Genomic DNA, 26736 nt, shown 5'->3' with positions numbered 1-26736 from the left:
TCTTGTTCAACTTTCGTCTCTCGACTACTCGCTGCGCTACTTGATCATTATTTCTTAAAGAACTTATCGCTTCCGCATCTCGCTTCCGCTGTTGTTATGTTATCAGGTTCTCCTTGCGTTGAACCCTCGAACTTATCATTTTTTCTCTGCCGCTAGCCTTGCGCTTTTGGCTGTTCCCCGTAGTTGGGACTGCAAAGGTAGAAGGTTTTTTTGATTCTGCAAAATTTATTTTAAAATAATTTCTGAGGCTCTTTTTGTATGGTGTGTGTTGCTCCTAATTGCTTAGTCTCAACGGCCCATTCCCTTCTGTTTGTCATGGCTGCTTCCAGCCGTCCCTCCCTTGCGGAGTGGTGCAAAGATAGGGACAAATTACCTTCACTTCCAAGAGATACAGCAAAGTATTTTTATGGAAATAGCGTAACTCGCTAGGACATTGCGTGATAAATTTAGCAGATGGGAGATATTCTATCGTCTTGTTGTCTTCGTTCTGTTGTCGTTCTGTTGTCGTGCTGTCATCGTGAGCGGAGTCGAACGACTGGTACGTCGGTACAGATAGCACGCAATAACGACGTTTGTTTAAAGAAAAATGAAAGCATTGATTACATAAACAAGCATTGCTTGCAAAGCTTTTGTCAGTGCTGAAGTACTATTGGTAGTAGTTTTATGAAGATAGCGTTCAATCAATATTATAAAAAATTGAACAAAGCGTGCTACCTGTACTGACGTACCAGTCGTTCGACTCCGCTCACGATGACAAACTAATGACAAACCGACAACAAAACGCCCCGCCTGCAGGCTCTAACTACTAAATACTCCATACTAACTACTGCGACTCCCCCTTCCTCACCCCTTTCTCTCCCCTTGCTCACCCGTATCAATCCCCTTTGCAAAGGCTTGAACAAGGGGAGAGAAAAGCAAGTGCATGGGAAGAAAAAAAATCCAGTGCTATATTATATATATAACAAGGCTACCTTATATATACGATAAGCAGCAAATAAAAAAAGACGGCTTTGCAGCCGTCTACCCTAGCTATAGGTATACACTAATATAATCTACGCTACTATTTTTACGCTATGCCGAAGCGGCATAACCTTTCTTATTAATTGAATGCGGAAAATCCGGTAATATCCTGTCCGGTGATGAGGAGGTGGATATCATGGGTTCCTTCATAGGTGATTACCGACTCCAGGTTCATCATATGGCGCATGATCGGGTAATCGCCGACAATGCCCATGGCGCCTAATACCTGTCGGGCTTCCCGCGCGACGGTCAGGGCCATATGCACATTATTGCGTTTGGCCATGGAAATCTGCTGCGGACTTGCCTGATCCTTGTTTTTGAGGGTTGCCAGTCGCCAAGCCAGCAGTTGGGCTTTGCTAATTTCCGTCAGCATTTCGGCCAGTTTCTTTTGTTGCAGCTGGAAGGCTGCAATGGGTTTTCCAAATTGCTCACGCTCCTGCGCATATTGCAGGGCTGTTTCGTAGCAGTCGATGGCCGCACCGATGGCGCCCCAGGAGATGCCATAACGCGCCGAGTTTAAGCAAGACAGCGGCCCACGCATGCTGTTCACCTCGGGCAGGACGTTTTCTTTCGGGATAAAGACCCGATCGAAAAGCAGCTCTCCGGTTTTGGAGGCCCGCAGCGACCATTTATGTAGGGTTTCAGGCGTACTAAAGCCCTCCATGCCTCGTTCCACAATCACACCGCGTACTTTCTGTTGCTCATCACGCGCCCATACCACGGCGATATCGCAAATAGGCGCATTGGTAATCCACATCTTTGCCCCGGTAAGGCGGTATCCGTCGCCATCGGCATGCAAGCGTGTTTCCATGCTGGCCGGGTCGGAGCCATGATCGGGTTCGGTGAGGCCGAAGGCACCGATGCATTCGCCGGATGCCAAAGCCGGCAGCAAGCGCTGCTTCTGCGCTTCAGAACCGAAGGTATAAATCGGATACATCACCAGGGACGACTGCACCGAAGCGGCCGAACGGATGGCGGAGTCGCCAGCTTCCAGCTCTTGCATAATCAGGCCGTAGGCCATATAGTCTAGCCCGGGGCCGCCATAGGCCTGCGGAATAAAGGGGCCGAGTGCGCCAATGTCACCTAGTTTTTTCATCAATCCCGGAAACTCCCGGTGTTCTTGGGCCAGGCCATCGATATGGGGTTTGATTTCAGCCTGCACAAATTGACGGACCGCATCGCGCACCAGGCGATGTTCGGTATCCAGCAGTTCTTCAATCTTAAAATAATCTACCATGAGCTCATAAATTAGGGTTTACTGCATGTTCCTAACATCGGGGTTAGGAACGGTTAAAGATAAGAGGAATGCGCCATTCGAAGAATGACATCCATCATAAACAATCGGCTTTCCCAAAGAAAGCCTATAATCAGACGTTTAAATTACAAAATAGGGAGTCAAAAACGATGAAAACAAAAATTATTCGTTATATTAGTGCAAATTTCGAATAATATAAACCATATTATGACTTCAAAAGAATTAAAAGCATTAGGTCTGGAAAATGAAAACCCAGGTAGCTCGACGGGCAGCAAGTGGTTTTCTAAGGGAGCATGGATTACCTCAAACTCGCCAACCAATGGCAAGGAAATTGGCAAGGTGCAAAGCAGCACCCGCAAAGATTACGACAAGGTAATTCAGGAGGCGGAGAAGGCGCAGTTGGCATGGCGCAACATCCCGGCTCCGAAGCGTGGAGAGATCGTGCGCCAATTGGGTGATAAGCTGCGCGAGCTGAAGCCCGTATTAGGGAAGTTAGTATCCTATGAAATGGGTAAATCCTATCAGGAAGGTATGGGCGAAGTGCAAGAGATGATTGACATCTGTGATTTCGCCGTGGGCCTATCCCGACAATTATACGGAAATACCATCCATTCGGAGCGCCCCGGCCACCGGATGTATGATCAATACCATCCCCTAGGCATCGTGGGCATTATTACGGCGTTCAATTTTCCGGTGGCTGTATGGTCCTGGAATGCGGCCTTAGCCTTGGTTTGTGGGGATGTGGTGGTATGGAAAGCCAGCGAGAAAACCCCTTTATGTGCCGTTGCCTGTCAGAAAATTATCGCTGACATCTTAAAAGCTAATAAATTACCGGAGGGTATCTCTTCCATTGTTACCGGTGATAAAGAGGTTGGCGAGTGGATTTCTACCGATACGCGGATTCCATTAGTTTCGGCAACAGGCTCTACACGCATGGGTAAGTTGGTAGCCAGCACGGTGGCGCAACGCCTAGGCAGGTCCTTACTGGAATTAGGCGGGAACAATGCCATTATCGTTACGCCGAGTGCCGACTTAAAGATGACCATTATTGGTGCTGTCTTTGGTGCTGTGGGCACCGCGGGACAACGTTGTACCAGCACCCGTCGTTTAATCATCCACGAAAGCATTTACGAACAAGTGAAAAAAGCCCTGTTGGATGCCTATAAGCAAATAAAAATCGGAGATCCCTTGGATAGCAAAAACCATATGGGCCCTTTAATCGATACCGATGCTGTGCAAAATTACCTGCAAGCCCTCGATAAAATTAAAGCCGAAGGCGGCAAGCTCCTTAATAAAGGCGAGCAGCTGAAAGGAAAAGGCTATGAAAGTGGCTGCTATGTGACGCCGGTGATTGCCGAAGTGGAAAACCACTACGAGATTGTGCAGCACGAAACCTTCGCCCCTATTTTATACCTGATTAAATATTCCGGTGATTTGGAAAATGCTATTGCGCTACAAAATGGCGTACGTCAAGGCCTATCCTCGGCCATTATGACCAATAACCTGCGGGAATCGGAGTTATTCTTAAGCCAGAACGGTTCCGACTGTGGCATTGCCAATGTGAACATCGGCACCTCCGGTGCGGAAATCGGCGGCGCCTTTGGTGGCGAGAAAGAAACCGGTGGTGGTCGTGAGTCAGGATCTGACGCCTGGAAGGTATACATGCGCAGACAAACCAACACCATTAATTATACGGCCAATTTACCATTGGCACAAGGCATTAAATTTGATTTATAAACCCATTATGAAAAATACACACCAACGCTTAGCAAAACATATTTTAGCCGATGGCCTTCCTATGGTTATCGATTTAGAGAAATCCCATGGTTCTTACATTGTTGATGAAGAAAACAATGCCTACCTGGATATGTTCAGTATGTTTGCTTCTTCGCCAGTAGGTTACAACCATCCTTATATTTTACAACATGCCGATGCGCTAAAAGCGGCATCCATCAATAAGCTTGCCCTCTCGGATATTTACCCGAAGGAATACGCCGATTTCTTAGACGCCTTTGAACGCGTAAGTATTCCGCAAGAATTAAGCTATTGCTTTTTTATCGATGGTGGCGGTTTAGCGGTAGAGAATGCGCTAAAGGCGGCCTTCGACTGGAAAACCCGCATCAACCTACAAAAAGGAATAGAGCAGGAAGCCAGCCAGGTGATTCACTTTAAGCAGGCCTTCCACGGCCGTACAGGCTATACGCTATCATTGACAAACACCAAGGATCCGCGTAAGTATATGTACTTTCCAAAATTCAACTGGCCGCGCATCAGCAACCCGAAATTAAACTTCCCATTGACTGAAGAGTCGGTGAATGCCACTATACAAGCGGAGGCGCAAGCGATTCGTGAAATTGAAAACGCTATTGCGCAAAACCCGAACGATATTGCCTGTTTAATTCTGGAGCCTATTCAAGCAGAGGGCGGTGACAACCACTTCCGCAAGGAGTTTTTCCAGGCATTGCGTGACATCTGTGATCGCAATGACATCATCTTGATTATGGATGAGGTGCAAACCGGTATTGCGATGACCGGAAAAATGTGGTGCTACCAGCATTTTGGTATTGTACCGGATGTAGTTGCCTTCGGTAAGAAAACCCAGGTATGTGGCTTAATTGCGAACCGTGAGAAATTTGACCGCGTAGAGCATCATGTATTCAAAGAATCCAGCCGCATCAACTCGACCTTCGGTGGTAACTTGGTAGACATGGTTCGTTTCCGTTTAATATTGGAAATTATTGAACAGGAAAACCTGGTGGAGAAGTCGGCCATTATGGGCACTTACCTGCAAGAGCAATTGCAGATTTTAGCGGAAAAACACCCGGTAATCAGCGCTGTTCGTGGCCGCGGCTTACTTTGCGCTTTCGACCTGCCGACCGAGCAGGAACGCGATGCTTTTGTGAAGCGCGCCATGGAAGAAAAGATGCTGATTTTAGGTTGTGGCGAGCGTAGTATCCGCTTCCGTCCGCACCTAACGGTGAGCAAAGAAGATATAGATCAGGCGATTGCCATTATCGATAAGATTTTAAAATAAGCAGATCTACGGATCAAAACTCGATTACCCGAAAGCCGTAGCGATGCTACGGCTTTTATTTTTTTAGAAATGGCGGGGCCAGGGTGGAATTAAGGGAATGATTAGCATCATTTTTGTTAACTTTGTGGTCTATGTCGGATATTATTCAATTGCTTCCGGATTCCGTAGCGAATCAAATTGCAGCAGGTGAGGTAGTGCAACGGCCGGCCTCGGCGGTAAAGGAGATGATGGAAAACGCTATTGATGCGGGAGCAGACCAGATAAAACTTATTATTAAAGATGCGGGGAAATCCTTGATCCAGGTGATGGACAACGGATGTGGGATGAGTGTGACCGATGCGCGCCTTTGTTTTGAGCGCCATGCGACCTCCAAGATCCGCAAGGCGGAGGATCTTTTCGCCATTCGCACGATGGGTTTCCGTGGGGAAGCGATGGCTTCCATTGCGGCGATTGCGCACGTGGAACTTCGCACCCGCCGTCATGAAGATGAATTGGGCACCGTGGTGGAAATCGAAGGTTCGGAGGTGGTGCAACAATACCCCGACCAGGCCCCGGCAGGCAGCAGCATATCGGTTAAAAACCTGTTTTATAATATTCCGGCACGCCGGAACTTCCTAAAGAGCAATTCTGTAGAGCTAAGGCATATTATTGATGAATTTCAACGTATTGCCCTTGCCCATCCGGAGCTATTCTTTTCCTTCCACAGCGATGGCAATGAATTGTTTCATTTGCCCAAGGAGACGTTGAAGCAGCGTATTGTCCATTTATTTGGCAATAACTACAACCAGCGTTTGGTTCCGGTGGAAGAAACCACCAGCATCTTGAACATCAAAGGCTACATTGGCAAACCGGAGTTTGCCAAGAAAACCCGTGGCGAGCAGTTTTTCTTTGTGAACAACCGTTTTATTAAAGACCCCTACCTCAACCACGCCGTATTGAATGCCTACGAGGAGATTTTACCGGCCGATACTTACCCGCTGTATGTGTTGTTTATTGATATTGATCCGGCCAAGATCGATATCAACGTACATCCGACGAAAACAGAAATTAAGTACGAGGACGATAAGGCCATCTATGCTATTTTACGCTCGGCGGTAAAGCGTTCCTTAGGCCGCTTTAACATTGCCCCTTCCCTGGATTTTGAACAGGAAACGGGCTTTGACAACCTAATTACGCCAAAACCGCTGGATGAAATTCAGGCCCCGACCATCAACTTCAATCCGAACTTCAATCCTTTTGATGATGGAAACCCGAGTGCACGCTCGGCGGTAAGTCGTGCCTACAGCTATCCGGAGGCCTTGGAGCGTAAAACCAGCATCCCCCAGAATTGGGATACGCTGTATCAGATTTCCGAGCAGGATGAACCGCAGCAATTGCCGTTAATGCCGGAAGAACCGGCACAGGAAGCTAGCTTTATTCAACCCTCGGATCAGCCGAAGAAGCAATTTTTCCAATTGCACAATCGCTATATTGTTTCGCAGATTCACTCGGGCTTTATGCTGATCGATCAGCAAGCGGCACATGAGCGGATTCTATTTGAGCAATTTCAACAACACCTGAACAATAACCAAGGCTTAAGCCAGCAGAGCTTATTTCCGCAAACCGTAGAATTGAATGCGGCGGATTTTGCCTTGATACAAGATATGTTACCGGAAATTCAATCCTTAGGTTTTCAATTGCGTCCCTTCGGGAAGACGACCTTTATTGTGGATGGAATTCCTGCTGACCTTGAAAATGTGAACGAGGGTCAGATTATCGAGAAGCTGCTGGAAGATTTTAAAAACCAGAGTGACCTGCGTTTGAACAAACGTGAGAAGCTGGCGAAAAGCTTAGCGAAAAATGCGGCCATTAAAGCGGGTAGTAAACTGGACAATGAGGCCATGGCCGATTTGATCGATCGTTTATTTGCCTGTGAGTCGCCGAACATTTCGCTGCATGGCAAACCGGTTATCATCACTTATACCTTACAAGAACTGGCAGAGCGCTTTGCCAAAACATTATAGAAACTAGCACCTTTACTATGAATAATTTTTTTGGGAACTTACCTCCTGTTGTGAAAAACCTGTTGATCATTAACCTGATCTTCTTTGTGGGATCCATGATCTTTACACAGGCCCCTCGTTTTTTTGGGATCTTTTACCCGGATTCGCCCTTCTTTAAAATGTGGCAACCGGTGACCTATATGTTTATGCATGGGAGTTTCTCGCATATTTTTTTCAATATGTTTTCCTTGGTGATGTTCGGTCCGATTATCGAACGGGTGCTGGGTTCCAAGAAATTCCTGAACTATTACCTGATCTGCGGTTTTGGTGCCTTGATATTACAATACGGGGTTCAGGCTTTTGAGGTTTACCAGATCACAGGTACGGTAAAAGCGGCGCAGTTTTTAAACTTCGATATGCTGAACGACCGGGTATCGACGAATTTACAGATTTCTAAAGACAGCTTTGACACCTTGGCGGGGATTTATGGCACGCCTTTGGTAGGGGCATCTGGAGCAATTTACGGGCTATTATTAGCTTTTGCGGTATTATTTCCAAACATGGAGCTGTTCTTGATGTTTATACCAGTACCGGTGAAGGCGAAATACTTTATTCCGATTTTAATTGTTATTGAAGTTTATTTAGGTTTTTCGCAAAGCGGATCTTCCATCGCGCATTTAGCGCATGTGGGAGGCGCCTTGTTTGGCTTTATCCTCTTGAAAGCATGGGGAATTCGCCGCAGTAATTATTATTAATACCAGCATGAGAAAAGAGAATGCACTGAACGATTTTTTAAAGACTACCTACAGCAGTAAATCGCCGGTACCTTATATTCTATCAGCGCAAATCTTTTTGTTTGTCATTATACACCTCTGCGATTTATTGGTGGAGGTGAATGTCCTAAATTTCCCTTTATATGATGTGCTGCTGAGCAAGCTGAGCTTGCCGGCCAACCTCACGAAGTTTATTAGCCAACCCTGGTCGCTACTTACTTTCCCCTTTTTATATACGGGTTTATTCAAAATCTTGTTTGATAGTTTGTGGATGTATTGGCTGGGGCATTTATTCCTGGGCTTTTTAAACAGCCGTCAATTCCTGACCCTCTTTTTTGGGGCTGTTCTGATTGGGGGGCCTAGTTATTTGGGGCTGGCGCAAATCCCGCTCATTGCCAATAATCCGCAAGGCTTTATGCATACCAATGCGTTCAGCATTGCCGCCTTAATGTGTAGCCTGCTGGTGCTATCGCCTAAGATGGAAGTTCGCCTGTTCCTCTTTGGGAATGTGCGCTTTCAAACCATCGCGATCGTCTATATGGCTATTGAATTCATCTTTCTAGCGCTGATAAACAAACCTGCTGCCGGGGCCTTTATAATTGCTGGCGGCTGGGGGATGCTGTTTATGGAGCAGTTAAAAAATGGACGCGATATCAGTAGCATCTTTGCCCGCAAATCCGTTAATAAATTAAGGGTTGTGCATACCATCCACAAGAGCCCTATTTATAAGAGTCATAAGGCTGATTTACCCAATCAAGAAATTATTGATGAAATCTTAGATAAAATTTCCCAATACGGGTATGAAAGTCTATCTTCACGAGAAAAAGAGATACTATTTAAAGTAAGCAGAGAAGAGCAAGAGTAATGTTAATTAACAAAAAGAATTTAGGTTTTTTCAGTAAGACCGTGATGCTTGGCAATTTCTTCGCCATTGCAGGGCTCCTTCTCAGTTACTCCGCCTCTTTTATCAATCCGAAGTCCTTTTGGGCCATTTCTTTTTTAGGCCTGGGCTACCTCCCTATTTTATTGATTAACGTTGGTTTTATCTTTTATTGGATTCTTCGGAAGCCGAAGTTTGCCTTGTTTTCCTTGGCGGCGATTCTCTTGGGCTGGAACCTGATGACGCAGCACATCACCTTCCATAGCCAACAGGATAACCCGACCAACGATTCCATGCTTCGGGTGATGTCTTACAATGTGCATATGTTTGAAGCGTTGCCCTATAGCGATCAGGCGCCCAAAGATGGTTTTATAGAAACGGTGAACGAAACAAAACCCGATGTACTGTGTGTGCAAGAGTTTTACAGCACCATAAAAGGCAATAAGAAATTCAGTGAAACGGTAAAGAAGGAGGCTGCTTTTGACACGTATTACTTTGCACCCTCGCGACAGAATGACTATATGGCTTATGGGCAGGCTATTTTCTCGAAATATCCGATTATCAATTCCGGCTTGATCAAGAAAAATGAATACGGCATCAACCGGATTATCTATGCCGACATTGTTAAAAACAGCGATACCATTCGGGTATATAATGTGCACCTGCGCTCCTTTGGCTTACAGAATGAGGATAAGGAATTTATTCAGAATCCGAGTGCGAGCAAGGCGGAGGACGAAAAAGCCACCAAGCGGGTTGGCCGCAAGCTGAAATGGGCTTTTGAACAACGCAGTAATCAGGCGGAGTCATTATATGATCATATGCAGGATACGCATTTACCGAAAATTGTGATGGGTGATTTTAACGATACGCCGATGTCCTACAGTGTTAACCTGATTGGAAAGAACATGAAAAATGCGTTTCAGGAGCAAGGCCAAGGTTGGGGTGTCACGCATTTCCCGATGCTGCCTATCCTACAGATCGACTATATCTTTACCGACAAGCAGTTTGCGGTAAAGAACTACCATATCATCAAGAAAAAGCAATCGGATCATTACCCGATTTGGGCCGACATCCAGTTGACCAACTAATTAGGTTTTTACCTTAAACTGCGATAGGGCTTTCTCGATAAAGAAATCATACCTGTTTTTGACTTTGAAATAGGCTTCCCGTCCGAAGTAATAGCGGCCGAGTAAGGCTTCGATATCGCTTTGGATTAAATCGTGGAGGTCGATTTGCTTACGTGCGGAGATCAGCAATCCCTTTTGGCCAAGGAAATTGATGAAGCTGACGTATTCGGAATTCGGCAGGGTATAGCCTTGCAAGAAATTCTCGATGGAATAGGCCGGTAGTTTCTTCGTGAAGCGGCTGTATACAAACTGCTCGACTAAACTGGACTGCACCAGCTCCTGGTATAAGAGGCTAACCTCATTGGAATCTACCGGAATATTGATATCCGGAACGATGCCTCCCCCGCTAAAGAGCTTCTTCCCTAAGCCGGTTTGGAAGGTTTTGGCATGCGCATAGGTGGTATCTAAAGACCATAGGCCATTGTACATGGAGATAAAGTCTTGCATATTGGACCAGTTTGGGGAATACTTCCGTTGAATACTGCGCCCTAATGGGGTATAATAACGTGCTATGCTGAGGTTAATGGTGGAACCATCGGAGAAGTCAAAGAGCTCCTGCACGATGCCTTTACCGTAGGTACGTCGTCCAATCAGCAATCCCCTATCCCAATCTTGCACTGCACCGGCCACCACCTCACTGGCCGAAGCTGTCCGCTCGTTAACTAGTATCACCAGCTTTCCATTGGGGTAGTTTCCTTTGCTTTCCGACAGGTAATCGCGACGGGCTTCATGTGCCCCTTCGGTATAGACCACCAAGCGCTGGTCGGCAAAGAACTCACTGGCCAATTTAATGGCGACATGGAAATAGCCGCCACCGTTATCCCGTAGATCCAGGATCAGGTTCTTGGCGCCCTGCTTCTTCAGTTCGATAATGGCATTGGTAAATTCTTCGGCTGTTTTTAACCCAAAGCGTCGGATGCGGATAAATGCCACCGTAGGCTCTATCATATAGGCCACATCCAAGGAGCTGACTGCAATTTGGTCGCGCTTGGCCTTCAAGGGGAAGGGCAAGGAAATGGAATCGCGCTCGATAAACATCTCGACCTCCGACCCGCGTTTCCCACGGATCAGTTTCTCCACCTCCTCTTTACTGACGCTATTGCCGGCAACCTGACGATTGCCAATGCGTAAAATCCGATCGCCAACCTTGAACCCGGCTTTATCTGCCGGCCCGTTGGAGATAACCCCCACGACCAATAAAGTGTCGTTGAGGTTGAAGTACTCCATACCGATGCCCTCAAAGGTGCCCTCGAGAATTTCCGTCTGCGCCTGCGACTCATTCGGCATTAAAAACGAGGAGTAGGGATCTAAGTGGGAGATAATATGATTGATGGCGCCATTTTGTACCGAATCTATGTTGATGCTATCGACATAACGGGTAGAAATCAGGTCGACCACCTGCTGCACTTTATAGCTGTTATCAGAGAGACCAATAGGCATAAGGGATCCTCCAGAACTGATACGCTCTTGGTCAGCATAGTTCTGTCCAAGTATCAATCCTAATAAGAGGGTTGCGCCATAAGTGGCAGCAACAAAAATATTCCTTGTTCTTCCTTTTTGCATGAATGGTCTGGTCAACAAAATTAACACTTAACCGTTTGATTAAAATAATAATATAGGAATAATTTATCAACAATTAACACTCCAAAAACATGGATTTTACGTAATATTTCAGCTATTTTCAATATTTTTACCAAACAATGCATGAATTAGAACCATATTACCAATGGCGCGACGATTATATCGCTGCGGAAGATGAGCGAAGTCCCTTTTACGGAACCGTTTATTCGGAATTTGAGTTCGATAAAAAAGTATATAATTTTCTGCTGCATCCCCAATGGGATGAGTTTGGTTCCTTGACGCTTTACTTAAAAGTGCTGTATGCCGATTATGATAAAGGCTTCTGTATTATGGAGCTGATTGGGGAATGGAACGATGCCATTTATAACGACATCATGATCTTGAAGCGTGAGCTGATAGACCTGATGATTGGGGAAGGCATACAGAAGTTTATTCTGGTTGGCGAAAATGTATTGAACTTTCATGCTTCTGACGATTCCTACTACGAGGAATGGTTTCAGGATATAGAAGATGGCTGGATTGTTGGAATAAACTTTCGAGAACACGTGATCCAGGAGTTTGAAGCCAACCACATCGACTACTACATCAACTTCGGGCAGTACTTCAATAATTTCCCTTGGCGTACGCTCAAACCCAAACAGCTCTATCATCATATCGAAGAGCATATGCAACGCCGCTTAACCTAATTCGATAGATGATAGATTTTAACCGACCCCTTAATCCTTTACAGGTATGATGAACGTTCGATCTATCAATTATCACAACCGGCACTTTCGTGTCCTCCAAAACAGCGCCTCGGGCGAAAGCAGTGGCGACACCGAATTTCACTATAAGCATATTGGCCGCATTGTTTTTGCCGACTATATGGGTGGCAACATTCAATATGGACATTTACTGGGTAGCGTAGATGAATATGGCACGTTGGAGTTTTACTACCACCAGGTGAACCTGGCGGGGGAGCTCCGTTGCGGCCATTGCAAGTCGCGTCCGGAAATATTAACCGATGGGCGCATCCGCCTGCATGAGTCCTGGACATGGACGCATGGGGCTACGGGCGCGGGAGAAAGCATCGTGGAAGAGCTTGCCCCCTAAGCTTGGCATCCCCCATTTATTTTGAGTATCTTTAGCCTTCCATCTTTTGTATAACAATAAAAAAATAAAGAATACGATAGGTTTATCCGGAATGTGAGCATGGAAAGGCTGGAAATACGGTTTTGCCGGTCAAAAGATTTGGATATCCTAGCTTACAGTCCTAAATTTGCCTATCAAAATTTTGTAATTATGTCATTCAGAATAGAAAAAGACACCATGGGTGAGGTTCAAGTGCCTGCCGACAAATATTGGGGTGCACAAACCGAACGTTCTAGAAACAACTTTAAAATTGGCCCTGCCGCTTCTATGCCGCATGAAATTGTAGCAGGTTTTGCGTACTTAAAGAAAGCTGCAGCCTATGCAAACCATGAATTGGGTGTGCTTCCTGTAGAGAAACGCGATGCAATTGCTGCTGTTTGTGACGAGATCTTAGCCGGTAAATTAGACGATCAGTTTCCACTAGTGATTTGGCAGACGGGTTCTGGAACGCAATCTAACATGAATGTGAACGAGGTTGTAGCCAACCGTGCGCAAGTATTGGCGGGTGGTAAGATTGGTGAAGGTGAGCCTGTGTTGAAAGCGAATGACGATGTAAATAAATCACAATCTTCTAATGATACCTTCCCTACCGGTATGCACATTGCGGCTTACAAAGCGGTAGTGGAAATTACTATTCCTGGTGTGGAGAAATTACGCGATACCCTGAAGAAAAAATCGGAAGAGTTTATGAACGTGGTGAAAATCGGACGTACGCACTTAATGGATGCAACGCCACTTACCTTGGGTCAGGAACTTTCTGGTTATGTAGCGCAATTGAACCATGGCTTAAAAGCCTTGAGAAATACCCTCTCGCATTTGGCAGAGGTGGCCTTAGGTGGTACTGCTGTAGGTACGGGATTGAATACACCGAAAGGTTACGACGTTGTAGTCGCCAAATATATCGCTGAGTTTACCGGCCATCCATTTGTTACGGCAGAAAATAAATTTGAAGCCTTAGCGGCGCATGATGCTATTGTGGAAACACACGGCGCCTTGAAACAATTGGCCGTTGCCTTAAATAAAATTGCCAACGATATCCGTATGCTGGCCTCTGGTCCTCGCTCCGGTATCGGGGAAATCCTTATTCCGGAAAACGAACCAGGATCATCGATTATGCCAGGCAAAGTAAACCCTACGCAATGTGAAGCCCTAACTATGGTAGCGGCACAAGTGATGGGGAATGATGTGGCAATTACCATTGGAGGTACGCAAGGTCATTATGAACTTAACGTATTCAAACCTCTAATGGCAGCAAACTTCTTGCAATCTGCCCGCTTAATCGGAGACGCTTGTGTTTCTTTTGAAGAGCACTGCGCAATCGGTATCGAGCCGAACTATGCACGCATCAAAGAATTAGTAGACAACTCCTTAATGCTGGTTACTGCCCTGAACACCAAAATCGGCTACTACAAAGCAGCTGAAATTGCACAAACAGCGCATAAAAACAACAGCACCCTAAAAGAAACTGCAATTGCTTTAGGCTATGTTACGGCAGAGCAATTTGACGAATGGGTGAAACCAGAAGAGATGGTTGGAAGCTTAAAATAATCGAGTGGACAAACATCAACATAAAAAAACTTCTTATGGGGCATATCTAGCATTTTTGCTGGGTATGCTTTTTATTTCCAGCAGCTGCCAACGCCATTCAGATATGCAGGGCGAAGGTGCCGATTGGTTCCAAGGGGTTTGGGTGCAGGATAGCATCCCTAACCAAGCCGGTATGCTGAACTATACCTTGCATGAATTCCGGGTGACCTGCGATTCCATTTACACCACCATGAAAGTGCATAATAAAGTGAAAACCATGCCCGACAGCTGTTATGGCAACGGGGAATGGACAGAATATGCCAAAGCCGTTTATGTGCTGCGTGGCGATAGCATGATTGTGGAAGGGGTATATACCAAACCTAACTGGAAACAAAAGATTTCGGGCTGCTACAAACAAGGGGAATACCTGCCCCGCTATAAAGTGGCCTACAAAAGTAAAGACAGCGTGGTGCTGGAAAATAAATTCGATGCCCGCCCGGTGGTGCTTCGAAAAACACAAGATATAACCTGCGTGCCTAAAAAACGCTGGGAACTCTAACAAAAAATGCCGCAAATTGCGGCATTTTTTGTTATTCAGCTATTCTTAATTGATCAATCGGGTTTCATCCGACGACTTTAAGATATGACTTTTCAATTCGGTTTCTGCCTGCAGTAAATCCTGCTCGGCTACTTTGCGTTTCTCACGGCCCTCTTTCTGGATGCGCAATACTTCCTCAATGGTGCTAATGATATCGGTATTTGCCTTTTTAATGGTATCGATATCGATAATACCGCGTTCCGTTTCTTTGGCTACATTGATGGTGGCATCCTTCAGCATTTCTGAATTGCGTTTTAAGAGCTCATTCGTGGCATCCGTAATGGCCCGTTGTGCTTCCAAGGCACTCTGCGCATGGGCAATACCCAAGGTCAGTACCATTTGGTTCTTCCATAACGGTAGGGTATTCACGATACTGGATTGTATCTTCTCCATCAGGGAGCTGCTATTGCTTTGGATCATGCGGATTTGTGGCGCCGTTTGCAATACGACCATACGGGTCAGTTTCAAATCGTGGACTTTACGTTCAAAACGAACTACATGCTGTTCCAGGTCTTTGTACTCTTGAATTTTATGCTGATCGCCGGTAGATTCGGCTTCGGCCTTCAGGGCTGGCAAGGTGTTGGTCAATACTTCCTGCAACTTCTCCTCCCCGGCTTGGATGTGCAAAGACAGGTCTTTAAAGTACTGCTGGTTCTGCACGAAGAGTTTATCAAAGATGTTGACATCCTTGGCCAGGTTTTTATAATGTCCCTCCAACTTCAGTTCGATGGCATGGATATTCTTTTCTACCGAGGCATACTCGGTGCGCATGCGGCCGATTTTCTTCTTGATATTATCAAAAAAAGGTAGCAAAGGTTTCTTATTCAGCTTTTCATCGAAGTTTTTAATCTCTCCGCGTAGGTTCAATAAGATGTCCTCAGCACCACCTAGGTCTTTCGTACGCACTTGCTTCAAGATTTCATTGGAGAAGTTGCTGACGTTCGACTGGCTGCCCACCCCAAACTGAATGATATCCGTGGTGGATGTTAAGTTGATTTTATCTTTATATTGTTGAATGAGGGCCTTTTCTTCCGGGGAGAAATTCACGGCGACCTCATTTGTTTTGTCCGGTTGATTACTATCTAAGTTCGTCAAATCTAAGTTTGCCATATGCTTTTAGTCTTTTAATAGGTTTCTACTTTTTAATGTCTGTAAATATACATCGGTTTCCGCCGACACATCGAGCATCCCCATTTTGAAATGGTTGGTTACTTCCTGTTCAATAGCTACCGATGCCTGCTGTATCACATGCTCCAGCTTCCGTTTGGAATCGGAGGTGATGGTATTATTTAAACGTGCATTCTCCAATTCATCGTACTGCATCAATACATTCACCACGGTGGAATGCCGCACCAAGAACTTCTCGGCCTCCCGCACATCCTTTTTCTCCAACAATTGGAACAAACGAATAATCTTATCGATATCGGTTTGAATACTGCGGTTATCTATTTCCTTGCGCCAGTGCAGCAAACGTTCCACGAAAAACTGTGGCGTATCAATCGCAGCGGTGTTTAATTCTAAATATTTCTGCGCCGAAGGGCTGGAAATCCAGGTTAAAGGACGTACTTCGCTAAGTTCCAAACGCTGCAAATAAGGCTTCGCCTGATTCAACAATAAGCCGTTCCCAACAATATAGGATAACACCGATCCCCCCATGGTTAAGAACATCGCCTGACTTAAAGCGCCAAAGAAGTATATAAAAGAGCCCAATAAGGCTAATTCGATCGCCAGAAAGGTGATACCTAGCATATACCAAGATCTTACTTTCGTTTTGCGTGCCTGCCCTATCATCACAAAAGGATGTATATGTATAGGTAGCGGAATAAACATAAGTACAGATAGCATAGTCCACACCAATTGCCTGATCTCCCACGGCCTACTTTTTTTCGTTGCCCAACCCATTTTATGTTAAATTATTTTTATAAAAATACACCAATTCTCGTTCCATTGCATCTGTTGAACGTAAAAACTAGGTAATTGGCCAGAAAAATGCCGCCATAAGCCCCATTTTATCGGTCAATGCCTCTAGTGTCAATTTGGCACCTACCTCTTTTTTAAGAGTTCCAAACAGCAAGCGTAGGGCGTTTTCTTTTGCCCCCGAGATAATAACCAGCCCAAGAAACTCAGGTTGAAGATATCCTGGTTGGCTTCAATATCTAGCATCTGCAGCAGGCGCTTTTGAAAGCCTGGCTCTTTTACGATATCCGGATTTTGAAAATACTTCTCCACCAGGTACAGGAAGTCGAGTACCCGTTCCTCATCGATCTGCATGAGGTAGGACTTGTAGCGTCGCTTAAAGCTTTGCAATCGGGAGTTGGCTAAGCTGATGTTATCGAATTGTGCATGAATCAATAGCTCCATCAGGTTCTTGCGAATCGTCCAAAGCATGCCCAATTTCTTCTCATACCAATGGTCGGTATGGCCTAGTTTGGCCAGGTAGCGAAGACAGGTATCTTGATTATGCTGCGCATAGCACATGCACAAACTGATGTTTAAATCGTCGATATCTTCCTGACTGGCCTTATTACTGGCATTTTGCAAGGCTGCTTCTAAGACTTGAATGGCGTTCTCCGGCTCGCCCTTGAAATGTAGATTTAAGCCCAACAAGAGCTCGTGCCGCAGAAAAAACTGATCTTGATAGCTTTTGCGATGTTGCATAAGCTCTTCCATCTGCTGCAAGAAAGCCAGGCTTTCCTCGAATTGCCGACTGCGAAAATGGTAATTCGCCAGGTAGTAGATAATATAGAGCTGGTAATAAAGATGGGCCTCTTTGGTTTTGGAAATATCCTGAATATAACGATACGATTTCAGGATATAAGGCTCAATGAGGCGGTAGTTCTGATTGATAGCGGCATATTCATTGGCTAAATAGAGCAATTGATAGAGGGCTTTGTAGTTCATGATTTCGTGCATGGAAATCTTAAACTGCTTCATCGTCGATTCGATCAGCGCGGAAAGATTGACGACCTTTCCTTTGAGATGGATCTCCTGCAACTCTCGACGCAGAAAAGCATACGCCATATGTAATTTGGCTTCGCGCTGCATCTGCTCTTGGTTCTCCGTGAAACGTTCCATCAACTGCGGCAAATCAATAGTATCCTCGAGGTGAGCATACTGCAATCGTAATAATAAACACTCGTTTAAAAAACTAAATTGCTCATCTTCCTCTGCGCGTGCCGTGGCCTTATCTAGGCATTTCCAGCCAATCTTGGGCAGGTTATTTTCCAATAAAAACCGCCCTACAACAATGTTACGCAAGATATCATAGCCGGCATTGCCCTTGCTTTCAAAGGTTCGCTGCGACAGAAATTGCAGTAGATTATCCTGCAATCGCTTCCGCAAGGCATGATAGGCATCCTTGGAGTCTTCTTTTTTATATAATTTTTGTACGGACTTTAGGTCGTCAGTTTCTAAAAAATTAAACAAGAGCATGTTTTTCGCATCCTTACGCGTGTTTTTCTTATTTAAAAAGGATTTGAAAGCTTGTTTATCTTGATTATCAAGTAAATCTATAAGCTGTATGAGTTGATCCATCGGACACTATTTTTATAAAAATAGAAAATTAATTGATATTCATATCGTCAGTATTTCCTGCATTCTTGTTTGAGGAGCTGCATTTTCTACCCGACCTTTATGCCATATTCATTCATTAAACAATATGATTATGGAACCGCAACAATCAAAAATTGAAGAAAACCGCTTGAACCTTCAGGAGAAGGAGCAAGCTAGAAACCCGTATAAACCTACGCCCGCCTTTATCGGTGCGTCATGGCTGGCCTTGCTTACTGGCACGGTGGCCTTTTGTATCGGCCTTTGGAATGCCGATATGGCCTTAAATGAAAAGGGTTATTATTTTACCATTTTACTGTTTGGCCTATTCGCGGTGATCTCGGTGCAAAAGAGTGTGCGCGATAAAGCCGAAGGGTTGGCAGTCACCGAGCTCTATTACAGCTTGAGTTGGTTTGCAACCATTGCCGCTATTGTCCTTTTAATTGTGGGCCTATGGAACGCCGATCTGTTGCTCAGCGAAAAAGGATTTTATGCCATTTCCTTTATGTTGAGTGTATTTGCCGCCATCGCCGTTCAGAAAAATACCCGCGATGCCAAATTAATAGACAAAAAAGAATTGTAAGAAGCGGTTCGCCCACTTGCCTGCCTAGCGGGCAGGTGGGTTATTTATTTTTGGTATATTCAATCATCAAAAAACATCATCATGAAACAGCTGCAACGCGAGGATATCCACAGCCTTGCTAAACATAGCCAACTGAGCGGGGAGCAAGTAGAACAGGCCTTACAACAGCATGTATATCAAGATAAAAAGAGTTGGGCAGATTTCTTACGAATCAGCTTATTGGTCTTAGGAATTGGCTTCCTGACCTCCGGTCTGGTCTTTTTCTTCGCTTATAACTGGGCCGATCTTCCCAAATTCGGAAAGCTTGCCATCGTACAAGGGCTACTCCTATTGGTTAGTCTGTTGGCCATTTATCCTAAGTTTTCAACCCTCACACGTCAGCTCTTGCTCAGCAGTGCCGCTGTATTGGTGGGTTTATTGTTTGCCGTATTCGGCCAAATCTATCAAACCGGAGCCGATGCCTACGATTTCTTTCTGGCATGGACGCTCTTTATTGTGCTCTGGACTGTGATTTCTGACTTTCCACCCTTATGGCTCTTTTTTATTGGACTACTGAATATCACCTTCTATCTGTATGTTGATCAGGTTGCCCGACATTGGGAAGAGACCTTGGTATTCAGCATCCTCTTTGTCTTAAATTTGCTGCCTTTGGTCTTCGCGGAGCTCTGGAATATCCAACGACGAAAACAAGTGATCCCGCAGTATTTCATCAATATGATGGCGCTAGCTGCCCTCACTTTTGCTACGATAGGAAATCTCCATTATATTTTAACAGGCCATACTGAAGCTCCGCTATTACCAGGAATTAGCCTAGCAGTCTATGCCTTAGGCATAGGCTTTGGCCTTCGGACGAAGAGTATTTTCTACCTGGCCAGTATCTCCTTAAGTATCATCATCATTACGACCGGCCTTATCGTCGAAAACATACAATCGGAATTCGGGATATTACTAGCCAGCATCTTCGTATTGCTCAGTATTAGTGCCGTAATTTATTATATCCTACAACTCTTAAAACATCCAGGCTATGAAACTCGAAAATAAAGTAACTACGCTGCTATCTGGTTGGAATGCAGCGGAGGAAATCCCCGGATTAGATAACGAAGGATTAGCCCTCGACTTGCAAGAGCAGGCGAAGCAGAAAAGCTTGCCCATTAAAATCTTATCTATTTTCGGAGGGCTAATATCAAGCGCTAGCTTCGTGGGCTTCCTGTTTATGGTTGGTTTTTTTGAAAACAGATCCCTCTATCTCCCGTATTCCGCCTTATTTTTAGGGTTAGCTATCCTAATAAGTCTTAAATTCAAGCACATCCTCTTGGACACCATCTGTGTCAGTTGCCTATGCGTAAGTTATATCCTGTTGCTGTTTAGCTTCGAAGAAATGAGATTATCCGGATTATGGTCCAGCTTGCTGATCTTTATACTCTCGACATTGATCTTATGGATAATGCGCAATAACATCCTGACCTTCATCCTAACTTTGATTATCTGTGTTTCCTTCTTTTTCTTTTGGAAAGAATTAGGGGATTTCACACTCGCTCAATTTTTCCCGCCTTTATTGGGTATCCTCCTATGTGGCGCCTACCTGCAGGAAGGCAAGATAATCGCTTGGCGGAATCATTGGTCGAATCGATATCATGCTATCCGCTCAGCACTCAGCTTTTCTTATTTAGGTGGTTTGCTCTATTTTACAACAACAGAACAAGCTGAGTTTATGCATCCCCTAAATTGGGTCGTCAGCCTCTTGTATATGGGATTGATTGGCTTTGTTCTAGCTCGGGTATTGCAAATCCTAAAACTGGAAAATAAAACGCTGGTAATAGCCATCTACCTGCTGACATTCGCCTCCTTAGCACCTACCATCTTCTACCCTGCTATTGCGGGCTCCTTATTCCTGATCCTGTTAAGCTTTATGGTCAACTACCGAACAGGTTTTGTGCTCGGGCTGGCCAGCTTAATCTATGCCGTATCTCGGTTTTATTATGATCTAGACTATAGCCTATTGACCAAATCGATTATGCTGATGGCATCTGGAGGATTATTCCTTATTCTTTATTTTATCAATCGACAAAAAGCGCCCGCTCATGAAAAAAATTAGCCTTATCCTACTCAACCTTTTCGCGCTATTGATATATTTCAATTACAGCGTCGCCCAAAAGGAAAGCATCTTAAAAGATGGAAAACTCGTGTTACTTGCCTTAGCGCCAGTAGATCCTCGTTCTTTAATGCAAGGCGACTACATGACCCTAAACTACGAACTATCCACGGATATTATTAACCAACAGCTTCCGAAGCGAGGCTATGCGGTTCTGCGGGTGGATGATCAACAGGTTGGACATCTGGTTCGCTTTCAAGCCGAGCGGGAGCCCTTGCAACAAGGAGAGCAATTAATTGCCTACAGCAATCCGAACGATTGGCAACTGCATATCGGTGCGGAATCATTTTTCTTTCAGGAAGGTCATGCTGATCGCTATAGTGAAGCTAAATACGGCGGTTTACGTATCGATGATAAAGGTAACAGCCTGTTAATCGGGCTGTTCGACGAGCATAAAAAACAAATAAACTAAGCGAATACAAAAAACCGATAGGTCATAAAAGCAAAGATGCATAATCCCGAAATCCTTAACTATTATAACATTTATTTAATGGCTTGATATTAATCATTTATTCTAAGGAATGCCGCAGTTATATTTGGTTAACATCAAATCATTATTAAAATGAAAAAAATCATATTAACTATGGCATGCCTATTTGCAGTAGGTATGGGTCTTACACAGGCACAATCTATTACCGGCAAACAATGGCAAGTAAGGCTTCGCGGCCTGGCAGTTATTCCGAATGAATCTGCGGAAATTGGTGCCATTAATGGGGATGTAAGCATCAACAACAAGTTTATTCCCGAGCTCGATTTCACGTACTTCTTCACCAAGAATATCGCAGCAGAATTAATTCTTGGAACCACCAAACACAATGTTCACACCACAGGTTCCAACCTTACAGCTATTGGCGGTGCAGCATCTGCGGATGTAGACCTAGGATCGGTATGGTTATTACCTCCAACATTAACCGCGCAATACCACTTATACGTGGCAAAAGGCATTAAGCCCTACATTGGTGCTGGGGTAAACTACACCATCTTCTACAGTGTAGACGAAGGAAAAACAGTTAAAGACGTAGATTATAAGAATAAGTTTGGATTTGCTACCCAGTTGGGAGCCGACTTCGACATTACGGATAAATTCTTCCTTAACGTAGATGCCAAATACATCTTCTTGAAAACAGATGTAACCGTAGATGCTTCAAACCTTGCGAAAGACTTGAGCATTCCTGCAACAGTAGATATCAATCCATTCCTAGTAGGAGCAGGTATTGGCTACCGGTTCTAAGGAAATAGGGAAATAAAAAAGAGGCCTTCCAGTTGGGAGGCCTCTTTCTATGCTGTCCATTATTGATTAGAATGGTAAATCATCGTCATCTGCACCGCTAGAAGAGATATCTACAGGGGGCATATCTGCATATCCTGGAGCTGGAGCTGCCGCAGCGGTACTCGCTAATTTGGTTACACGCCAAGCTACCAAGGAGTTGAAATAAGTAGTCACCCCTTCTTTGTTCGTCCAAGGACGGCCACGAAGGTTGAAGGACACTTCAATATCTTCCCCAACAGCGAGGTTATCAAATATATTTACGCGATCTTGAGTTGCCTCAAAGCGGATGTATTCTACAAATTGTGGGTTTTCAGCATAAGCAACGATCAAATCTCTCTTTTTGAAAGACTCAGTAACCTGTTGTGTCGCGCCTACTTCATGTACTTTTCCTCTTATTTCCATATCTAAACTATTAAACCGTAAAATTAAACATTTTTTGCTAAGAGATTAAGTAACTTTGCAGAAATATGGCAGAAGTTTTCAACACACAAAGCAAGGTTATCATAACATGTAACCGTCGGTTATCTCCTTTTCTGGAACAAGAGGTGAAGGAATTAGGATTCGAGATCAAACGTTCTTTCAATACAGGCGTAGAGATCAAAGCCTCTGTAAATGAGTGCGTCAAGCTAAACTTAAACCTACGTATCGCCAGTCAGGTTTTATATGAAATAAAATCGTTCCGTGCGCAAAATGCAGATGAACTTTATAAACAATTAATCGGTATTAGCTGGGAGGATATCCTGCCTTTCGATGGTTATTTTTCAGTAACATCAAATGTGCATAACGAAACGATTACAACGCCTCTATTCGCGAATGTAAAAGTTAAAGATGCTATTGTAGACCGCATCAAAGATAAAAAGGGCGTACGCCCTAATACCGGACCGGACCTATCTAAGGCTGTTATCCACTTGCATTGGATGGAGGATCGGGCGGAAATCTTTATTGATACATCTGGCGAGACCTTAGCCAAACACGGCTACCGGAAGCATCCGGGGAAAGCGCCGATGTTGGAGGCTTTGGCCACTTCCACCATTATGGCGACCCAATGGGATGGCAAATCCCCATTTGTGAATCCGATGTGTGGATCCGGCACCTTAGCAATCGAAGCTGCCTTAATGTCGCAAAATCGAAAACCAGGATTACAGCGCATGAACTATTCTTTCATGCACCTGATTGGTTATGATGAAGAGGTATTCTTCACCGAGCGTCGCTATATAAAAGACATCACCGACAAACAAAACTTACCTCATATTATTGCGTCCGATATTTCAGGCGAAGCGATAGAGATTGCAAAACTCAATGCCCGTACCGCAGGTGTAGAACACCTTATCGAGTTTGAGGTTTGCGATTTCGCAGAAACGACCATTCCCGAGGGCGATGGTGTTATCATGTTCAATCCAGAATACGGCGAACGCCTAGGTACGCATAGCAAGTTGGAAATTACGTACGCCCGCATTGGCGATTTTCTGAAAAAAGATTGCAAAGGCTATCGTGGTTATGTTTTCACAGGAAACCCCGAGCTTGCCAAGAAGATTGGCTTACGTGCTTCGCGTCGCTTCGAATTCTTTAACGGAAAATTAGACTGCCGCTTATTGCAATACGAATTGTATGAAGGATCTAAAGAGAAGTAATTCCGAGATTATTGAGCAAACGGCTACCTATGTGCAACAGCAATTAAAGGATGCCGAAGCCGGACATGATTGGTGGCACATACAGCGCGTATGGAACAATACCAAACAACTCCTGCTCCATGAGGAAGCCGATGAACTCGTCTGCATCCTCACGGCCTTGCTACATGATATTGCCGACAGCAAGTTCCATCAGGGCGATGAAGAAATCGGTCCCCAAAAGGCTGGCGAATTTCTGCGTAGCCTAGAGGTAGACGCGGAAACCATTAGCCATGTGCAACAGATTATCCGCAACATGTCGTATAAAGCATCGCTTGGCACCGTGAATTTCCATTCCAAGGAATTAGAGATTGTGCAAGATGCCGATCGCTTAGATGCCATTGGCGCTATCGGTATTGCCCGCGCTTTTACCTACGGTGGATTTAAAAACAGAGAGCTCTACAATCCGGCTATTCCGCCACAAGTGCAGCAATCAAAGGAAGCCTATAAAAACAGTACGGCCCCTACCATTAACCATTTCTACGAGAAGTTGTTATTGTTAAAAGATAAAATGAATACCCCCACAGCAAAAGCCATGGCTTCAGAACGCCATGCCTACATGGAAGGATTTTTGCAACAATTTTATGGAGAATGGCGGGGGGATTTGTAAATTGCCCCCGTCAAAATAAGTAGCATAACAGCAATAGGGCAAGCTCCAGGCATGGAAAACACAGCATTGGATTACGAAAAGTTAATTTCCCTCCTTAAAGAGGGCGATCAAAAAGCATTCTCCACGCTGTATGCTCATTACTCTCCCCAACTCTTAGCCAAACTCCATTACCTCCTTCCGGAAGAAGAACAAGCCTTGGAAATCCATCAGCATGCTTTTATCAAACTGTGGGACTATAAGGAAAAAATAAAGGTGGAAGATGGCATGTGGCCTTTACTGCAACGCATCGCCCGAAACCTCGTCGTCGATTATTACCGCTCCTCGGCTAGCCAAGAGGCTGTAAAAAAAGCCCTTTTGTTACAAGCAACGCTTTATTACGAATTAGAAGAAGAAAACGAAGAAGTGGAGGCCCTGAGTGAAGCCCTGCATAAAGCCATTAATTTACTGCCAGAAAAGCGTCGCGAAATCTTCCTACTTTGCAAACTGCAAGGCAAATCCTACGAGGAAGTCGCTCAGTTAAAAGGTGTTTCCTTAGGCACCGTGAAAGATCACATGGCCAAAGCCATGCGCTTCTTAAGACAAGAGTTAGGCCAGTCTATGTACAGCCTATTGATTACACTCCTTACCAGCATATTCTCATAATTAATTAATTTCTTAAAAATTATTTCATAAATCTTTAAAATTGAACATAGATTTTTAGGCATCTGTCCGTATTAGTGTAAATAACCGGAAAGATTCATAGCCTAATAATCTTTATTATCTATGTTAAATTACAATAAAGAAGAAATATTTTCCCTTTTCTTAGCTGGCAAGTGCAGCCCTGAACAAGCCCAATGGCTGATCAGCAAATTTGCTGAGGAGGACTTCCGTCAGTCCCTAGAGGCCTATGTGCAGCAAGAACTAGAAATTGGAAATCAGGAAGCGCTGGAAGGATTCCACGAACTTTCTGAACGTGAATACGAAAAAATAGCCTTGCAGCTATTTCCCTCCAAGCGCGAAAAAACAATGAGGCTAATTCCGAAACATTGGTCTTGGATAGCTGCGGCGGCATCCATCCTCCTTATCCTAGGCCTATCCATCTATTTGCATAAAGACGTTCCTGCCCCTGCGGCAGAAGAACAGCTGGCTACCATTCAGCAACATATACCGAGCCAACAGGAAGGGATTACTTTAACCCTTCCTCACGGGGAGGTTGTACCCATGGAAGCAGCACAAGCCCAAGAAAAACATTATCAACCTATAGAAAACAAGGATATACCCAGCTATGTCATCAAAAAAAGCATAAGCGGAAAAATCCCCTATCCACAGGAAATTACCGTACCGAAGGAAAAAACAGCCCTAATTTGCTTAACCGATGGCACCAAGGTGTGGTTAAATGCCAACTCATCTCTACGTTACGACGCCAACTTCGTGGGCACTGAACGGCAAGTAACCTTATATGGCGAAGCTTACTTTGAAGTAGCCAAACAGGCAGACAAGCCCTTTATTGTCAAATCAGGGAATCAACAAATCCAGGTCTTAGGTACGCATTTTAATGTGGAAGCCTATTCGGTAAACTGCAATAAAACCACCTTGATGGAAGGCAGCATCCGGTTACAAACCTCCAAAATGCAGAAGCTATTAAAACCTGGACAACAAGTCCTTAGTAATGCTGCGGGAGACCTAAAACAACAGACTGCGGATTTACAGCAAGTCGAATCTTGGCGAAAACACACTTTCGTATTTCAGGATGCCAAATTAACGCAAATCGCACAAGAGCTTACCCGTTGGTATGGAGTTCAGGTGCAGGTCGACCCGGCTATTGCCCAGCAAAAATTCTCGGGTAACATCTCTAGAAAACAAGCTTTGGAAGATCTCTTAGCTATTCTACAAAGGACCGGTCAAATCCATTATAAAATCAATTACAAGAATCAGGAAAGGAGTGTGCAGCTTACGAAATAAGCCTGACGCTATTTCACTACTAACCAAGGCATTTAGGTGCCAAACCAAGCATTTAC

25 protein-coding genes are annotated in these 26736 nt (G+C 44.7%); 19 read left to right on the top strand and 6 right to left on the bottom strand.

Annotated features, from left to right (window positions below; genetic code table 11):
- Positions 1-1099: 1099 nt before the first annotated feature.
- Positions 1100-2257 (bottom strand): acyl-CoA dehydrogenase family protein, encoded by a 1158-nt coding sequence (locus GQF63_RS13850; protein WP_160369835.1) that lies wholly within the window; start codon positions 2255-2257, stop codon positions 1100-1102.
- 225 nt (positions 2258-2482) lie between these two features.
- Between GQF63_RS13850 and amaB the strand changes: the two genes are divergently transcribed.
- From amaB to GQF63_RS13820, 6 genes are all read left to right on the top strand, one after another.
- Positions 2483-4012, top strand: a complete 1530-nt coding sequence (gene amaB, locus GQF63_RS13845; protein WP_160369834.1) for an L-piperidine-6-carboxylate dehydrogenase — start codon at positions 2483-2485, stop codon at positions 4010-4012.
- Between the two features lie 7 nt (positions 4013-4019).
- Positions 4020-5309, top strand: a complete 1290-nt coding sequence (gene lat, locus GQF63_RS13840; RefSeq protein ID WP_160369833.1) for an L-lysine 6-transaminase — start codon at positions 4020-4022, stop codon at positions 5307-5309.
- A 131-nt stretch (positions 5310-5440) separates the two neighbouring features.
- A complete protein-coding gene (gene mutL / locus GQF63_RS13835; protein ID WP_160369832.1) occupies positions 5441-7312 on the top strand; it encodes a DNA mismatch repair endonuclease MutL in 1872 nt (623 codons plus the stop codon).
- Between the two features lie 17 nt (positions 7313-7329).
- Positions 7330-8046, top strand: a complete 717-nt coding sequence (locus GQF63_RS13830) for a rhomboid family intramembrane serine protease (protein ID WP_160369831.1) — start codon at positions 7330-7332, stop codon at positions 8044-8046.
- 7 nt (positions 8047-8053) lie between these two features.
- Positions 8054-8929: a rhomboid family intramembrane serine protease gene (locus tag GQF63_RS13825; RefSeq protein ID WP_160369830.1), complete on the top strand. Its 876-nt coding sequence runs from the start codon at positions 8054-8056 to the stop codon at positions 8927-8929.
- The gene (locus GQF63_RS13820; protein ID WP_160369829.1) at positions 8929-10032 is read left to right on the top strand and encodes an endonuclease/exonuclease/phosphatase family protein; all 1104 of its coding nucleotides are present in this window, start codon (positions 8929-8931) and stop codon (positions 10030-10032) included. Before GQF63_RS13825 ends, GQF63_RS13820 begins: the two co-directional genes overlap by 1 nt.
- Here GQF63_RS13820 and GQF63_RS13815 read toward each other — a convergent pair whose 3' ends face one another.
- A complete protein-coding gene (locus tag GQF63_RS13815) occupies positions 10033-11634 on the bottom strand; it encodes a S41 family peptidase (RefSeq protein ID WP_160369828.1) in 1602 nt (533 codons plus the stop codon). It lies immediately after the preceding gene.
- A 137-nt stretch (positions 11635-11771) separates the two neighbouring features.
- Between GQF63_RS13815 and GQF63_RS13810 the strand changes: the two genes are divergently transcribed.
- From GQF63_RS13810 to GQF63_RS13795, 4 genes are all read left to right on the top strand, one after another.
- Positions 11772-12338: a hypothetical protein gene (locus GQF63_RS13810; RefSeq protein WP_160369827.1), complete on the top strand. Its 567-nt coding sequence runs from the start codon at positions 11772-11774 to the stop codon at positions 12336-12338.
- A 46-nt stretch (positions 12339-12384) separates the two neighbouring features.
- Positions 12385-12744, top strand: a complete 360-nt coding sequence (locus tag GQF63_RS20010; protein ID WP_160369826.1) for an avidin-fold protein — start codon at positions 12385-12387, stop codon at positions 12742-12744.
- 189 nt (positions 12745-12933) lie between these two features.
- Positions 12934-14331: a class II fumarate hydratase gene (gene fumC, locus GQF63_RS13800; RefSeq protein ID WP_160369825.1), complete on the top strand. Its 1398-nt coding sequence runs from the start codon at positions 12934-12936 to the stop codon at positions 14329-14331.
- Between the two features lie 4 nt (positions 14332-14335).
- Entirely contained in the window at positions 14336-14869 is a 534-nt protein-coding gene (locus GQF63_RS13795; RefSeq protein WP_160369824.1) for a fumarate hydratase, read from the top strand.
- Between the two features lie 45 nt (positions 14870-14914).
- Here GQF63_RS13795 and GQF63_RS13790 read toward each other — a convergent pair whose 3' ends face one another.
- The 3 genes from GQF63_RS13790 to GQF63_RS13780 all read right to left on the bottom strand — a co-directional run bounded on the left by GQF63_RS13790 (position 14915) and on the right by GQF63_RS13780 (position 18442).
- Positions 14915-16018, bottom strand: coding sequence for a toxic anion resistance protein (locus GQF63_RS13790; RefSeq protein WP_160369823.1), 1104 nt, complete (start codon positions 16016-16018; stop codon positions 14915-14917).
- A 6-nt stretch (positions 16019-16024) separates the two neighbouring features.
- Positions 16025-16699: a hypothetical protein gene (locus GQF63_RS13785; protein ID WP_160369822.1), complete on the bottom strand. Its 675-nt coding sequence runs from the start codon at positions 16697-16699 to the stop codon at positions 16025-16027.
- 252 nt (positions 16700-16951) lie between these two features.
- Positions 16952-18442, bottom strand: a complete 1491-nt coding sequence (locus GQF63_RS13780) for a hypothetical protein (RefSeq protein WP_160369821.1) — start codon at positions 18440-18442, stop codon at positions 16952-16954.
- A 130-nt stretch (positions 18443-18572) separates the two neighbouring features.
- On the opposite strand from GQF63_RS13780, the gene yiaA reads away from it, so the two are divergent.
- The 5 genes from yiaA (at position 18573) to GQF63_RS13755 (ending at position 22423) form a co-directional block, all read left to right on the top strand.
- Complete coding sequence (gene yiaA / locus GQF63_RS13775) at positions 18573-19040, top strand: inner membrane protein YiaA (protein WP_160369820.1); 468 nt, start codon at positions 18573-18575, stop codon at positions 19038-19040.
- Between the two features lie 81 nt (positions 19041-19121).
- Positions 19122-20081 (top strand): DUF2157 domain-containing protein, encoded by a 960-nt coding sequence (locus GQF63_RS13770; protein WP_160369819.1) that lies wholly within the window; start codon positions 19122-19124, stop codon positions 20079-20081.
- On the top strand, positions 20065-21135 hold the full coding sequence (locus GQF63_RS13765) for a DUF4401 domain-containing protein (RefSeq protein WP_160369818.1): 1071 nt from the start codon (positions 20065-20067) through the stop codon (positions 21133-21135). The genes GQF63_RS13770 and GQF63_RS13765 overlap by 17 nt, the downstream gene beginning before the upstream one ends.
- Positions 21122-21604 (top strand): GDYXXLXY domain-containing protein, encoded by a 483-nt coding sequence (locus GQF63_RS13760; RefSeq protein ID WP_160369817.1) that lies wholly within the window; start codon positions 21122-21124, stop codon positions 21602-21604. Before GQF63_RS13765 ends, GQF63_RS13760 begins: the two co-directional genes overlap by 14 nt.
- 171 nt (positions 21605-21775) lie before the next feature.
- Positions 21776-22423 carry an OmpW/AlkL family protein gene (locus GQF63_RS13755; protein ID WP_212592585.1) on the top strand — a complete coding sequence of 216 codons (648 nt, stop codon included), beginning with the start codon at positions 21776-21778 and terminating at the stop codon, positions 22421-22423.
- Positions 22424-22489: 66 nt separating this feature from the next.
- Here GQF63_RS13755 and GQF63_RS13750 read toward each other — a convergent pair whose 3' ends face one another.
- Entirely contained in the window at positions 22490-22864 is a 375-nt protein-coding gene (locus GQF63_RS13750; RefSeq protein WP_160369815.1) for a DUF3127 domain-containing protein, read from the bottom strand.
- Between the two features lie 65 nt (positions 22865-22929).
- On the opposite strand from GQF63_RS13750, the gene GQF63_RS13745 reads away from it, so the two are divergent.
- The 4 genes from GQF63_RS13745 (at position 22930) to GQF63_RS13730 (ending at position 26680) form a co-directional block, all read left to right on the top strand.
- On the top strand, positions 22930-24093 hold the full coding sequence (locus GQF63_RS13745; protein ID WP_160369814.1) for a THUMP domain-containing class I SAM-dependent RNA methyltransferase: 1164 nt from the start codon (positions 22930-22932) through the stop codon (positions 24091-24093).
- On the top strand, positions 24071-24739 hold the full coding sequence (locus tag GQF63_RS13740; protein ID WP_160369813.1) for an HD domain-containing protein: 669 nt from the start codon (positions 24071-24073) through the stop codon (positions 24737-24739). The genes GQF63_RS13745 and GQF63_RS13740 overlap by 23 nt, the downstream gene beginning before the upstream one ends.
- Positions 24740-24790: 51 nt before the next feature.
- On the top strand, positions 24791-25381 hold the full coding sequence (locus GQF63_RS13735; RefSeq protein WP_160369812.1) for an RNA polymerase sigma factor: 591 nt from the start codon (positions 24791-24793) through the stop codon (positions 25379-25381).
- A gap of 120 nt (positions 25382-25501) precedes the next feature.
- Positions 25502-26680, top strand: a complete 1179-nt coding sequence (locus GQF63_RS13730) for a FecR family protein (protein WP_160369811.1) — start codon at positions 25502-25504, stop codon at positions 26678-26680.
- The last annotated feature ends 56 nt before the right edge of the window (positions 26681-26736 follow it).

The sequence above is a fragment of the Sphingobacterium humi genome, from assembly GCF_009768885.1.
GTDB lineage: Bacteria > Bacteroidota > Bacteroidia > Sphingobacteriales > Sphingobacteriaceae > Sphingobacterium > Sphingobacterium humi.
Note: the sequence above shows the minus strand (reverse complement) of the source record. Positions and strands in the feature narration are given on the sequence as shown.

What these genes read in the sequence shown, in the direction of transcription:
- GQF63_RS13750 (WP_160369815.1), bottom strand. Translation starts at nt 22,864, where the DNA reads ATGGAAATAAGAGGAAAAGTACATGAAGTAGGCGCGACACAACAGGTT.
- GQF63_RS13810 (WP_160369827.1), top strand. Translation starts at nt 11,772, where the DNA reads ATGCATGAATTAGAACCATATTACCAATGGCGCGACGATTATATCGCT.
- GQF63_RS13735 (WP_160369812.1), top strand. Translation starts at nt 24,791, where the DNA reads ATGGAAAACACAGCATTGGATTACGAAAAGTTAATTTCCCTCCTTAAA.
- GQF63_RS13770 (WP_160369819.1), top strand. Translation starts at nt 19,122, where the DNA reads ATGAAACAGCTGCAACGCGAGGATATCCACAGCCTTGCTAAACATAGC.
- GQF63_RS13730 (WP_160369811.1), top strand. Translation starts at nt 25,502, where the DNA reads ATGTTAAATTACAATAAAGAAGAAATATTTTCCCTTTTCTTAGCTGGC.
- GQF63_RS13830 (WP_160369831.1), top strand. Translation starts at nt 7,330, where the DNA reads ATGAATAATTTTTTTGGGAACTTACCTCCTGTTGTGAAAAACCTGTTG.
- GQF63_RS13825 (WP_160369830.1), top strand. Translation starts at nt 8,054, where the DNA reads ATGAGAAAAGAGAATGCACTGAACGATTTTTTAAAGACTACCTACAGC.
- GQF63_RS13790 (WP_160369823.1), bottom strand. Translation starts at nt 16,018, where the DNA reads ATGGCAAACTTAGATTTGACGAACTTAGATAGTAATCAACCGGACAAA.
- GQF63_RS13755 (WP_212592585.1), top strand. Translation starts at nt 21,776, where the DNA reads ATGGCATGCCTATTTGCAGTAGGTATGGGTCTTACACAGGCACAATCT.
- lat (WP_160369833.1), top strand. Translation starts at nt 4,020, where the DNA reads ATGAAAAATACACACCAACGCTTAGCAAAACATATTTTAGCCGATGGC.
- GQF63_RS13820 (WP_160369829.1), top strand. Translation starts at nt 8,929, where the DNA reads ATGTTAATTAACAAAAAGAATTTAGGTTTTTTCAGTAAGACCGTGATG.
- GQF63_RS20010 (WP_160369826.1), top strand. Translation starts at nt 12,385, where the DNA reads ATGATGAACGTTCGATCTATCAATTATCACAACCGGCACTTTCGTGTC.
- GQF63_RS13760 (WP_160369817.1), top strand. Translation starts at nt 21,122, where the DNA reads ATGAAAAAAATTAGCCTTATCCTACTCAACCTTTTCGCGCTATTGATA.
- GQF63_RS13785 (WP_160369822.1), bottom strand. Translation starts at nt 16,699, where the DNA reads ATGATAGGGCAGGCACGCAAAACGAAAGTAAGATCTTGGTATATGCTA.
- GQF63_RS13745 (WP_160369814.1), top strand. Translation starts at nt 22,930, where the DNA reads ATGGCAGAAGTTTTCAACACACAAAGCAAGGTTATCATAACATGTAAC.
- GQF63_RS13815 (WP_160369828.1), bottom strand. Translation starts at nt 11,634, where the DNA reads ATGCAAAAAGGAAGAACAAGGAATATTTTTGTTGCTGCCACTTATGGC.
- GQF63_RS13850 (WP_160369835.1), bottom strand. Translation starts at nt 2,257, where the DNA reads ATGGTAGATTATTTTAAGATTGAAGAACTGCTGGATACCGAACATCGC.
- fumC (WP_160369825.1), top strand. Translation starts at nt 12,934, where the DNA reads ATGTCATTCAGAATAGAAAAAGACACCATGGGTGAGGTTCAAGTGCCT.
- GQF63_RS13780 (WP_160369821.1), bottom strand. Translation starts at nt 18,442, where the DNA reads ATGGATCAACTCATACAGCTTATAGATTTACTTGATAATCAAGATAAA.
- mutL (WP_160369832.1), top strand. Translation starts at nt 5,441, where the DNA reads ATGTCGGATATTATTCAATTGCTTCCGGATTCCGTAGCGAATCAAATT.
- GQF63_RS13740 (WP_160369813.1), top strand. Translation starts at nt 24,071, where the DNA reads ATGAAGGATCTAAAGAGAAGTAATTCCGAGATTATTGAGCAAACGGCT.
- GQF63_RS13765 (WP_160369818.1), top strand. Translation starts at nt 20,065, where the DNA reads ATGAAACTCGAAAATAAAGTAACTACGCTGCTATCTGGTTGGAATGCA.
- amaB (WP_160369834.1), top strand. Translation starts at nt 2,483, where the DNA reads ATGACTTCAAAAGAATTAAAAGCATTAGGTCTGGAAAATGAAAACCCA.
- yiaA (WP_160369820.1), top strand. Translation starts at nt 18,573, where the DNA reads ATGGAACCGCAACAATCAAAAATTGAAGAAAACCGCTTGAACCTTCAG.